14 protein-coding genes, 1 tRNA gene and 1 pseudogene are annotated in these 10,506 nt (G+C 72.0%); 7 read left to right on the top strand and 9 right to left on the bottom strand.

Annotated features, from left to right (window positions below; all coding sequences use genetic code 11):
* The coding region (locus ASG00_RS14285; protein ID WP_156456186.1) for an ABC transporter permease at positions 1–885 on the bottom strand (885 nt) is incomplete at its 3' end.
* Entirely contained in the window at positions 882–1,919 is a 1,038-nt protein-coding gene (locus ASG00_RS02830; RefSeq protein ID WP_056206682.1) for an ABC transporter permease, read from the bottom strand. The genes ASG00_RS02830 and ASG00_RS14285, both read right to left, overlap by 4 nt.
* A gap of 188 nt (positions 1,920–2,107) precedes the next feature.
* Between ASG00_RS02830 and ASG00_RS02835 the strand changes: the two genes are divergently transcribed.
* Both ASG00_RS02835 and ASG00_RS02840 read left to right on the top strand, forming a co-directional pair.
* Positions 2,108–3,169: an LLM class flavin-dependent oxidoreductase gene (locus tag ASG00_RS02835; protein ID WP_056206684.1), complete on the top strand. Its 1,062-nt coding sequence runs from the start codon at positions 2,108–2,110 to the stop codon at positions 3,167–3,169.
* Positions 3,166–4,464 carry an NtaA/DmoA family FMN-dependent monooxygenase gene (locus ASG00_RS02840; RefSeq protein WP_056206686.1) on the top strand — a complete coding sequence of 433 codons (1,299 nt, stop codon included), beginning with the start codon at positions 3,166–3,168 and terminating at the stop codon, positions 4,462–4,464. Before ASG00_RS02835 ends, ASG00_RS02840 begins: the two co-directional genes overlap by 4 nt.
* 31 nt (positions 4,465–4,495) lie before the next feature.
* Here ASG00_RS02840 and dcd read toward each other — a convergent pair whose 3' ends face one another.
* Positions 4,496–5,101: a dCTP deaminase gene (gene dcd, locus ASG00_RS02845; protein WP_056206690.1), complete on the bottom strand. Its 606-nt coding sequence runs from the start codon at positions 5,099–5,101 to the stop codon at positions 4,496–4,498.
* Between the two features lie 79 nt (positions 5,102–5,180).
* Between dcd and ASG00_RS02850 the strand changes: the two genes are divergently transcribed.
* The 4 genes and pseudogenes from ASG00_RS02850 to ASG00_RS02860 all read left to right on the top strand — a co-directional run bounded on the left by ASG00_RS02850 (position 5,181) and on the right by ASG00_RS02860 (position 6,036).
* Positions 5,181–5,254 (top strand) — tRNA-Gly (locus tag ASG00_RS02850).
* A gap of 48 nt (positions 5,255–5,302) precedes the next feature.
* Positions 5,303–5,461, top strand: a 159-nt coding sequence (locus ASG00_RS18835) for a helix-turn-helix domain-containing protein (RefSeq protein ID WP_442922589.1), incomplete at its 3' end; no start/stop codon positions are given.
* A gap of 1 nt (position 5,462) precedes the next feature.
* Positions 5,463–5,683 (top strand): annotated as a pseudogene (locus tag ASG00_RS16625) (nucleotidyltransferase family protein); the annotation flags it as partial.
* On the top strand, positions 5,680–6,036 hold the full coding sequence (locus ASG00_RS02860) for a HepT-like ribonuclease domain-containing protein (protein ID WP_056206693.1): 357 nt from the start codon (positions 5,680–5,682) through the stop codon (positions 6,034–6,036). The pseudogene ASG00_RS16625 and the gene ASG00_RS02860, both read left to right, overlap by 4 nt.
* Positions 6,037–6,041: 5 nt before the next feature.
* Here ASG00_RS02860 and ASG00_RS02865 read toward each other — a convergent pair whose 3' ends face one another.
* The gene (locus ASG00_RS02865; RefSeq protein ID WP_045245849.1) at positions 6,042–6,542 is read right to left on the bottom strand and encodes a hypothetical protein; all 501 of its coding nucleotides are present in this window, start codon (positions 6,540–6,542) and stop codon (positions 6,042–6,044) included.
* 98 nt (positions 6,543–6,640) lie between these two features.
* Between ASG00_RS02865 and ASG00_RS02870 the strand changes: the two genes are divergently transcribed.
* Positions 6,641–7,042, top strand: a complete 402-nt coding sequence (locus ASG00_RS02870; RefSeq protein WP_056206695.1) for a polyketide cyclase — start codon at positions 6,641–6,643, stop codon at positions 7,040–7,042.
* Between the two features lie 94 nt (positions 7,043–7,136).
* Here the strand turns inward: ASG00_RS02870 and ASG00_RS02875 are convergent, their stop codons facing one another.
* The 5 genes from ASG00_RS02875 to ASG00_RS16630 form a co-directional block, all read right to left on the bottom strand.
* The gene (locus ASG00_RS02875; protein WP_045245845.1) at positions 7,137–8,003 is read right to left on the bottom strand and encodes a phosphogluconate dehydrogenase C-terminal domain-containing protein; all 867 of its coding nucleotides are present in this window, start codon (positions 8,001–8,003) and stop codon (positions 7,137–7,139) included.
* Positions 8,000–8,797 (bottom strand): sugar phosphate isomerase/epimerase family protein, encoded by a 798-nt coding sequence (locus ASG00_RS02880; RefSeq protein WP_171006112.1) that lies wholly within the window; start codon positions 8,795–8,797, stop codon positions 8,000–8,002. Before ASG00_RS02880 ends, ASG00_RS02875 begins: the two co-directional genes overlap by 4 nt.
* Positions 8,797–9,567, bottom strand: a complete 771-nt coding sequence (locus ASG00_RS02885) for a triose-phosphate isomerase family protein (RefSeq protein WP_056206701.1) — start codon at positions 9,565–9,567, stop codon at positions 8,797–8,799. The genes ASG00_RS02880 and ASG00_RS02885 overlap by 1 nt, the downstream gene beginning before the upstream one ends.
* Positions 9,567–10,037: a ribose-5-phosphate isomerase gene (locus tag ASG00_RS02890; protein WP_045245840.1), complete on the bottom strand. Its 471-nt coding sequence runs from the start codon at positions 10,035–10,037 to the stop codon at positions 9,567–9,569. Before ASG00_RS02890 ends, ASG00_RS02885 begins: the two co-directional genes overlap by 1 nt.
* Positions 10,030–10,506 (bottom strand): DAK2 domain-containing protein (locus ASG00_RS16630; RefSeq protein ID WP_235559095.1); only part of this gene is annotated, 477 nt, incomplete at its 5' end. The genes ASG00_RS16630 and ASG00_RS02890, both read right to left, overlap by 8 nt.

Raw genomic sequence — 10,506 nt, forward strand, 5'->3', positions numbered from 1 at the left:
CACGAGGCCGGGGAGCGTCGTCAGCCACCAGGAGGTGCGTAGGAAGTCGCGGCCGTCGGAGACGAGCGAGCCCCATTCGGGGGTCGGTGGCTGCGCCCCGTAACCGAGGAAGCCGAGCGCCGAGACGGCGAGGATCGCGCCGCCGAACTCGAGCACCGCGAGCACGAGCACCGGGCCGACCGAGTTCGGCAGCACGTGGCGCAGCAGCACGCGCAGCCGGGTGTTGCCGGATGCCCCGGCCGCCTCGATGAACGGAGCCGACCGCACCCGGATCACCTCGGCGCGCATGATGCGCGAGACGGCCGCGATCGAGGCGACACCGACGGCGATGGCGACGTTGATGGTGCCGAACCCGAGCGCGGCGATGATCGCGAGAGAGAGCAGCAGGCTCGGGATCGCGAGCAGCACGTCGGCGATGCGCATGATCACGCTGTCGACCCAGCCGCCGAGGAAGCCGGCGACGAGGCCGAGCAGCGCACCGATGACGAGGCCGACGAGCACGGCCGCGGACGCCGCCGAGATGGTGAGCCCGGTGCCGTGCACGACGCGGGTGAACAGGTCGCGGCCGATCTGGTCGGTGCCGAACAGGTGCGCGAGGCTCGGACCCTGCAGCTTGTCGGCGGGAGCGGCGAGCAGCGGGTCACCCGGTGCGAGAAGCGCGGGCACGAGAGCCGACACGATCACCAGGACGAGCCAGACGACGCTGACCACGAGCAGCGGCTGCTCACGCACGGCGACCAGCAGGCTGCGGGTGCGGGAGGGGGCATCCGTCGCTCCGCCGGCGCGCTCGCGCACGGCGTCGTCGAAGCGGTCGGCGGCGGTGTCGGCGAACCCGTCGCCGACGGCCGCGGGCGAGGACGTGACGAGGGCGGTGACCTCGCTCATCGGGCACCTCCGGCGAGGACGGGGGGCGCGTCGACCGGCGCGGACGCACCGGAGGAGGGCGCGGGCGGCTCCGACGACGCCCGCGCCCTGGCAGCGGCCCGTCGCACGACGACCGAGATGCGCGGGTCGAGCACGGGGTAGAGCAGATCGACGAAAAGGTTCGCGATGACGAACGCCGCCGCCGCGAACAGTACGACGCCGAGCACGACCGGGAGGTCCTGCTGCTCGACCGCCGCCGCGGTCACGCGGCCGATCCCGGGGCGTCCGAACACGGTCTCGGTGACGACGGTGCCCGCGAGGAGCTGCCCGACGATGAGACCGGTGATCGTGAACGCCGGCAGTGACGCGTTGCGCAGGGCGTGCCGCAGGTGCACCCGCGAGCGGCTCGCGCCCTTGGCGCGGGCCGTGCCGATGAACGGCTCTCCGAGGGTCGCGCTGAGGCTCTTGGCGAGCAGCTGGGAGATGTTCGCGCCGGCCGGCACCGCCAGCACGATCGCCGGCAGCGCCGCCGCCGCGAGCGTGCGGTCGCCGACGGCGGGGAAGATCGGGATCTGGAACGAGAACCACTGGATGAGGAGCAGGCCGAGCCAGAACGACGGCACCGCGACACCGAGCGGCGGCATGGCGAGCAGGAGCGAGCGCAGCCACGCGATGCGGAACCAGGTCGCCCCGACGGCGACGGCAGTGCCCACGATCACCGCGATCACGAGCGCGAGCGCGGCGATCTGCAGGGTCGGGGGGATGGCCTCGCCGACGACCTGGGCGACCGGACGCCCCGAGGTGATCGACGTGCCGAGGTCGCCGTGCAGCAGCGCGCCGAGCTTGTCGAGGTACTGCTGCCAGAGGGGCTTGTCGAGACCGAACTGGTGGCGCAACTGGTCGAGCTGCGCCTCGGTCACATCGGTCGCGTCCGCGCCGGCGAGGATCTTCACCGGGTCGGAGGGCAGGGCGAACAGCAGCAGGAACGCCACCGTGTACGCGGCCCACAGCACGAGGACGGCTTGCGCCAGCCGTCCGAGGATGTAGCGAGTCATGGCATCGCCTCCGTCGTGGCGACATGGGGCTGCCGCCGAGGTGCGATCCTGCGACGGCGTGCCCGTGCCCCGCGGACCCACCCGTCATCCGCTGTCGCTCACCGTCACGCGAGGTCACACGCCGGTCCGTGTTTCCCACGGTGACGCGTCGTATTGGCGGCGGGGCCGCGGCACCCGAGGGTGGCACCATGAGTCAGCACCTGCCGCTCGGCGTGCGCCTGTCCGGCGCCGCCGCGACGCCCCGTCACGATCAGCCGGCCGCCCGCGTCACGTGGTGGCGCGACGCCGTGCAGCGCCTCGACCGGGGTGGCGCGACGCTGGTGACGATCGACGACGCACTCGGCCCCGACCCCGAGGCGCCCGACGCCGTGCGGCCCGACGCGCTGCTGCTCGCGTCGTACCTCGCCCCGCTGACCTCGCGCATCGCCCTGCTTCCGACGGTGACGACGACCCACACCGAGCCGTTCCATGTGGCGACCGCACTGCAGACGCTCGACTTCGCCTCACGCGGCCGCGCCGGCTGGGTGGTCGCCGTCTCCCCGCTCGACGCGCACGCCGCGCAGTTCGGGCGTCGCACCCTGCCGACCGACGCCGCCGTGCGCGCCGACGACCTGTGGGACGAGGCGGGCGACGTCGTCGAGACCGCCCGCGCCCTGTGGGACAGCTGGCAGGACGACGCGATCATCCGGGATGCCGCCTCCGGCCGCTTCCTCGACCGTGACCGCCTGCACTACGTCGACGTCGAGACGAGCCGCTTCTCGGTGAAGGGCCCGTCGATCGTGCCGCGGTCGCCGCAGGGCCAGCCGCTCGTCGCGGTCGATGTCGTCGACGCGCACACCCGCCGGATCGCCGCCCACCACGCCGACCTGGCGTTCGTCGACGCCGCGCTGCTCGACGAGGTGGCCGGGGTGCGCGCCGAGGCTGCGGCATCCGATCGTGACGAGGCGCTGCGCGTGTGGGTCGACCTCGAGGTGCTGATCGAGGCGGACCCGCAGCTCGCACGCCGCGCGGCCGACCGTCTCGGCCTCGCGCCGGCGTTCGTCGGCACGGCCGACGGCGTGCGGGAGCGGCTCGCCGAGCTCTCCGCGGCCGGCGCCGACGGCGTGCGGCTGGTGCCGGCGCGGCTGCCCGCCGACCTCGACGCGATCCTGTCCGACGTGCTGCCCGACACCGTCGGCGCGCCTGCCACGGCTCGGGCGGCCCTCGGTCTCGCCCGCCCCGCCAACCGCTTCGAGAAGGTGCTCGCATGACCGCCGAACCCCGCCGCCAGATCCATCTCGCGGCGCACTTCCCGGGCGTCAACGCGACGACCGTCTGGTCCGACCCGCTGCATCGCAGCCAGATCGAGTTCTCGGCGTTCGAGCATTTCGCGCGCACCGCCGAGCGCGGCCGCTTCGACTACCTTTTCCTCGCCGAGGGGCTGCGCCTGCGGGAGCAGAAGGGCGTCATCCACGAGTACGACGTGGCCGGTCGGCCCGCGACGCTCGCGGTGCTCGCCGCCCTCGCCGCCGTCACCGAGCACATCGGCCTCGTCGGCACGCTGAGCGCCACGTTCAACGAGCCGTATGAGCTGGCACGCCAGCTCGCGACGCTCGATCTCGTGTCCGACGGCCGCGCCGGCTGGAACGTCGTGACCACCAACGACGCGTTCCACGGCGCGAACTTCCGTCGCGGCGCGTTTCTCGACCACGCCGACCGCTACGTGCGCGCGGCGGAGTTCATCGACCTCGCCTCGCAGCTGTGGCGGGCATGGCCACAGGGCGCGGATGCCCCGCAGCCGGTGGCGTTCCACGGCTCGCAGTTCGATGTGCAGGCGCTGCCGACGCTGCCGGGCAGCCGGCAGGGCCGCCCGCTGATCGTGCAGGCGGGCGACTCCGACGAGGGTCGCCAGTTCGCGGCCGAGAACGCCGACGTGATCTTCTCGCGGCACACCGGGTTCGACGAGGCCCGGGCGTTCTACGACGACGTGAAGCGGCGGCTCGGCCCGCTCGGCCGCGCCGAGGACGACCTCAAGATCCTGCCGGCGGCGACCGTGATCCTCGGCGACACCGCCGAGGAGGCCGCCGAGCGCGCCCGGGTCGTCTCGCGCGCACAGATCACGCCGCCGACCGCGATCGCGTTCCTCGAGCAGGTGTGGGGAACCGATCTGTCAGGCCTCGACCCCGACGGTCCGCTGCCGGCGTTCGATCCCGACCCCGAGTCGACGGTGTTCGCCGGCCGGGTGCGGTTCGTCGCCGACCCGGTGGCGACCGCGCGCGAGTGGCGCGCCCTCGCCGAGGCCGAGAACCTCAGCGCCCGTGACCTGGCGGTGCGCTTCCTCGGGCGGCAGTCGTTCGTCGGCACGCCAGAGACCGTCGCCGACGCCATCGACCACGCCGTGCAGCAACGCGCCACCGACGGCTTCGTGGTCGTCGGCACCACGTCTCCGCACGGTCTCGACGAGTTCGTCGAGCGGGTCATCCCGCTGCTGCAGGACCGCGGCTCCTACCGCTCCGAGTACCCCGAGCGCGCGACGCTGCGAGAACTGCTCGACGTCGGAGCGTGACGGATGCCGCGGCCCCGAGGCGCGGCATCCGTCACCGCCCGGGCGACCCGGCGTCGGTGATGCTGACGTCGGTGCGGTGGAAGTTCTGGAACGACCGCGACGCGGTCGGGCCGCGCTGGCCCTGGTAGCGGTTGCCGTACGGGCCGGAGCCGTAGGGGTTCTCGGCCGGCGACGACAGGCGGAAGAAGCACAGCTGGCCGATCTTCATGCCCGGCCACAGCTTGATGGGCAGCGTCGCGACGTTCGAGAGCTCGAGGGTCACGTGCCCGGTGAAGCCGGGGTCGATGAAGCCGGCGGTCGAATGGGTGAGCAGGCCGAGGCGTCCGAGCGACGACTTGCCCTCGAGGCGGGCCGCGATGTCGTCGGGCAGGGTGACGCGCTCGAACGTCGACCCGAGCGCGAACTCGCCCGGGTGCAGGATGAACGGCTCGTCGGGGGCGACCTCGATGAGACGGGTCAGCTCGGGCTGATCGACCGCCGGATCGATGAACGGGTACTTGTGGTTGTCGAACAGCCGGAAGTAGCGGTCGAGGCGCACGTCGACGCTCGACGGCTGCACCATCGAGGCATCCGAGGGCTCCAGGCCGATGCGGGCGGAGTCGAGTTCAGACCGGATGTCGCGATCGGAGAGCAGCACGCGATCAGCGTAGCCGCCGGGCGCGGTTGCTATGCTGGCGAGGCGCCGTCAGGCGTCATCCCGGCGGTCACGCCGCCTCGGGGCTGTAGTTCAATGGCAGAACTTCTGCTTCCCAAGCAGACAGCGCGGGTTCGATTCCCGTCAGCCCCTCCACCTTCTACACCTATATCGCCCGCGATAACTCTCGGGTACCCTGGCGCCGTGGACATCAGGGCGCAACGGGAAGCGGCGGGCATGAGTCAGTCGCAGCTCGCTCTGGCCTCCCAGGTCTCGCAACCCAACCTCTCGGCCTACGAGAACGGTCGTCGTTCGCCCAGTGGCGCCGTCGTCGAACGCATTCGCACAGCACTCGCCGCGACGNCGACCCCGCGGCTCTTCGGTTCCGTCGCCCGCGGCAGCGCCCACGGGGCATCCGATGTCGATCTGCTCGTCGACTTCACCGACGAGGCCACGCTGCTCGACGAGGTCGGTTTGCGCATCGCCCTCACCGACCTCCTGCAGGTGGAGGTCGACGTCGTTGGGGCGGATGCGTTGCACGGCGATATCCGCGAGCGCATTCTGCGCGAGGCAGTCGCGCTGTGACCGCGCGCGATGCGCAGAAGGCGCATGATGCCGCACGACGGGTGGTGGCGGTGTGTGACGTGCTCGCTGAGATCGTGGCGGGCGGGCAAGACGCCTTCGTCGCAGACCTGCGTGCGCAATGGGCAGCAGAGATGGGTCTCATCCGCATCGGCGAGGCCATCGGACGCATCCCACCTGCTATTCGCGAGCGGTTCGACGGGCAGCCATGGCGGCAGATCATCGACATGCGCAACTTTGCCGCGCATCAGTACGACGATCTCGATCCACGCCGCGTCTGGCGCACTCTCGTGCGCGACATCCCGGCGCTCCGGGCTTACCTCATTGAGGTGCTGATCGCGGGTGTCGTCGACTGACGCCCTCACCCGTGCGCGAGCAGCTGCAGTCCGGCGGTCAGCACACCGAGCAGGGCCTCCGCGCCCAGGGCGACGAGCCGCTGCCACCAGGCGAGGCGCAGCCTGCGGATCGCGAGGTACCCGATCACGACCAGGGCGAGCAGCAGAGCGGCGGCGGCCGCGACCAGCGCGGTGAACGTGGGCCATGCCCCGAGCGCGGCCACGAGCAGAAGCACCGCCGGAAGCGCCACCGCACCGAGCGCACCGAAGCTGGTGGCCGCGGCGCTGCGCAGCTCGCGCGCGCTCATCAGCCGCTCGTGCACGACGAGGTGGGAGATGACGTCGGCGGTGAACACGGCGAAGATCGTTCCGAGCACGGTGACGAGCAGCGTCACGAGCGCGTTCAGTGCGTCGTGTTCGCCGTGGCTCGCGAGCGTGACGACGACGGCGAGCGCCGCGAAGGTGACGTAGATGCGCTCCTTGAGGGCGCGGGCGCGTTCGTCACGGGATGCGTCGTGGTCGCTCATGCGCCGACGATATCGCCGCCGCGGCGAACGACCTACCGGCTCTCCCCGGCGCCGCGCAAGGGCGGCTCGTGCACAGGCTGTGCGGGCATGATCGAGGAATGACCTTCCCGGTGCGTCACATCTCCCAGACCATCGATCGCGACCCGGCGATCGTCGCCGAGTTCGCGGGCACCTACGAGAATCTGCCGCGGTGGGCGGCGGGCCTCAGCAGCGGGGTGTGTCAGCACGGCGGCCGGTGGCGCACCGACTCGCCCATGGGCGAGGTCGAGGTGGTCTTCACCGCCCCTGTCGAGCTCGGCATCCTCGATCACGACGTCGTCTTCCCCGATGGCACGATCGTGCAGAACTCGCTGCGGGTGCTGCGCAACGCCGACGGCGCCGAGATCGTCTTCACCCTGTTCCAGCACCCGGGCGTGAGCGACGAGGCGTTCGAGGCCGACGCGACGGCGGTGGCCGCCGACCTCGCGCGCCTTCGCGAGCTGCTCGAGGGCGACGTCTGACGCGGCCGCGGAGGCCGCGGCATCCACTCTCTCCCGCGCCGGGAGACGTCGCATCCCCCGACGCCGAGGCGGCCGGGGGATGCGACGTGCGGGGTCAGCGCTCGATGTGGTCGAGGTGCAGCATGCGCGACAGGTTCTTGTCGAGCTCGTCGTCCTGGAAGATCTTCTTCCAGTCGTCCTTGATGATCGACTCGCGGCCGTAGTCCATCGCGATCAGGCACGCGTCGCTGAACGGGTTGTCGCCGCGCAGGCCGTTGGCGAGGGCCACCTGGGTGTGGCCGTACAGGATGCTGCGGGCCGCCGCCTCGGGCACGCCCATGGTGTGCACGGCCTCGTGCAGCGACTCGTTCAGCAGCGCCCCGATCATGCAGGCGATCGTCTCGACGAGGGTCGGCTCGAGCTGGGCGAGCTGCTTGATCGTCACGTAGTGCACGTCGATGACGGGCGCGTAGATGGCGCGCACGGTCGCGTCGAGGATCGCCTTCTTGGCCGGGTCGTCCGACTCGATCGCGGCGATGGCGTCCTGCGGGGCGGCGATGCCGCCGAACGTGTCGGCCCACTCCTCGGGGGTCTGACGCTGCAGGAAGATCGACGGGTGGCAGGGGTGGGCGACCGCGCGGATGACCTCGGCGCGGTCGGTCAGCAGGCCCGCGTAGGCGGCGGCCGGGTCGAGGGTGAGGGCGATCGAGCCCTCCTTCATCAGCGGCACGAGCTGCGCGGTCACCGACTGCAGGGCAAGGTCGGGCACGGCGTACACGACGATGTCGGCATCGGCCACGGCCTCGGCCGCGTCGGTGAGGGTGCGGCCCGCGTCGAGGGTGCGCTGCTGACCGGCGGGCGAGTTCTCGACGTACCAGACGGTGTGGTCGGTCTTCACGAGGTTGTTGGACACACGCATGCCCATCTTCCCGCCGGCCCCGATGACCGCGATCTTGTACGTGTCGGTCGCAGTGGTGCTCATAGTGTGCTCCTCAGATAGTCGAGTGTGGTGCGGGTCCAGTCCCGCTCGGTGCGGGTCGTCGACTCCTCGTCGCCCTGCCAGGGCAGCCAGTGTTCGACGATCTCGTTGATGCCGCGCTCCCGCGGACGTACCGCGCGCAGCAGGTCGGGGTAGTTGTGCAGGCCCTCGCCCATGCGCGCGCCCGAGTAGGTGAAGCCCACCCAGCCGTCCTGGCGCGCGAACGCGAAGTCCTTCACGTGCACGTTCACGACGTGCGGGGCGGCGACCGCGATGCAGTCGCCGGGGGTCTCGAGGCGGGCGACGACGTTCGCCGGGTCGAGGCAGACGCCGATCACGGGGCTCTCGGCGCCCTCGACGACGGCGACGAGGTCGCGGGTCGCGACCTGCTCGTACGTCTCGAGCGCGAGCGTGACTCCGGCGGACTCGTACTCGGGAAGGGTCTCCCCGAGCCACGCGATGGCCTGGGCGGTCGAGTCGGGCCGTGTCGTCGGCGAGTAGAGCATGCTGCGCACGAGCGTCGCGCCGAACAGGTCGGCGAGGTGCAGGTAGCGTCGCAGCGTCGCGGCGTCGACGCCCTTGGTGCCGAGCTCGATGGTGAGTCCGAGGTCGCGAGCGGATGCCGCGGCATCCGCCACGCGCGCGTCGTCCCAGGTGTCCAGCGGCGCGTAGTCGCAGATCTGGAACAGGTCGACGCCCGACTCCGTCGTGGCGACGAACGCCTCCTCGAGGGTCATCGGGCGGCTCACCCGGTCGGAGAGCTGCCAGAAGAACGCATAGGTGCTGAGGCCGAACATCACGCCCCCCGTCGGGCGGTCGCGAGAGCGGATGCCTCGTCGAGCACGGCCTCGAGCGCGGCCGGGTCGTGTGCGAAACGGCCGAGGAAGAGTCCGTCGACGCCGTCGCCGAGCCGGGCGAGGAGGCCGGGGCCGGCAGACCCGCCGTAGATCACCCGCGAGCCGGCGCGGCCGGGGAGCGACGCGAGCGCCTCGCGCAGCGCGGCGATCACCGTCACGATGTGCGCATCCGGGGCGGGCGCGGGGGCGCCGATCGCCCACACCGGCTCGTACGCGGCGATCACCGGTCCGTCGGGGGCGTCGGCGAGGTCGGTGTGCAGCTGGGCGACAGTGGCGCGGGCGGCGGAGGCGGCATCCGTCTCGATCGTCTCCCCGATGCACAGCACCGGGGTCACGCCGTGGGCGAGCGCGGCGGCGGCCTTCGCGGCCACCACGTCGTCGGTCTCCCCGAACAGCCGACGGCGTTCGGCGTGGCCGATCTCGGCGAGCGAGACGCCCGAGTCGGCCAGCTCGGCCGCGTTGATCTCCCCCGTGTACGCGCCGACGCCGTAGGCGGAGACATCCTGCGCGCCGATCGCGACGGGAGTGCCCGCGAGCGCAGCCCGCGCGTCGGCGATCTGCAGGTAGGTGGGGATGACGAACACGTCGACCGCGCCGGCCTGCACGGCGTCGTGACGCGCCACGCGCGCCGCGACGTCGGCGAACCAGTCGCGCGCCTGCTGCCTGCCGAAGTAGGCCTTCAGGCTCACCCCCACCGTGACCGTGCTCATCAGCAGGAGCCGGTGGTCTCGTACTGTCCGATGACGGCGACCTTCTCGGCCGACGCGCTGGTCTCGTCGAAGCGGTACGTGAGCCACTCCTTGACGAGACGGCGGGCGAGCTCGATGCCGACGACGCGCTGGCCCATCGTGAGCACCTGCGCGTTGTTCGAGAGCACCCCGCGCTCGACCGAGAACGAGTCGTGCGCGGTCACGGCACGGATGCCGGCGACCTTGTTCGCCGCGATCGCCACACCGAGACCGGTGCCGCAGATGAGCAGCGCACGGTCGGCCTCGCCGCGGGCGACGAGCTCCGCGGCCTGCACGGCGACCTTCGGGTACGCGGTGTGCCCGTCTGCGTCCACGCCCACATCGACCACCGACGCGACGCCGTCGTTGTTCTCGAGATCGCGCTTGAGGATCTCCTTGTAGTCGAATCCGGCGTCGTCGGATCCGACGACGATGCGCAGCGGCTCAGGCATGGGCTTTCCTTTCGATGCGGTCGGCCAGGAGTGCGCCGACGGAGGTCGCGATGAGCGCGAGCGAGATCGCGCCCGGGTCGGGGGTGCCGACGCTGTTCATGCCGTGCGTGCGGGCACGGCCCATGCGCGGCAGCAGGTCGGCGGTCGCCTCGGCGGCGGCGGCGGCGGATGCCGCGGCCACCTGCCAGGCGTCGACGAAGTCGTCTCCGGCGGCGATGCGCGCCGTGAGGGTCTCGGTCAGCGGCAGGAGCGCGTCGACGAGCGTCTTGTCGCCGATCTCGGCCTTGCCGTAGTCGGTCACGCCCTTCGCGCCGGCGGCGACGCCCGCGGCGACCGCGGCCGCCTCCGGACGTCCGGTGTCGCCGAGCGACCCGGCGATCGCGGTGAGGATGACGCCCCAGAGCGCGCCCGAGGTGCCGCCGGCCTTGTCCGACCAGCCGTCGGCGGCCTGCGCGAGCACCGTTCCGGC

The sequence above is a fragment of the Microbacterium sp. Leaf351 genome, from assembly GCF_001423825.1.
In the GTDB taxonomy this organism is placed as follows: Bacteria; Actinomycetota; Actinomycetes; order Actinomycetales; family Microbacteriaceae; genus Microbacterium; species Microbacterium ginsengisoli.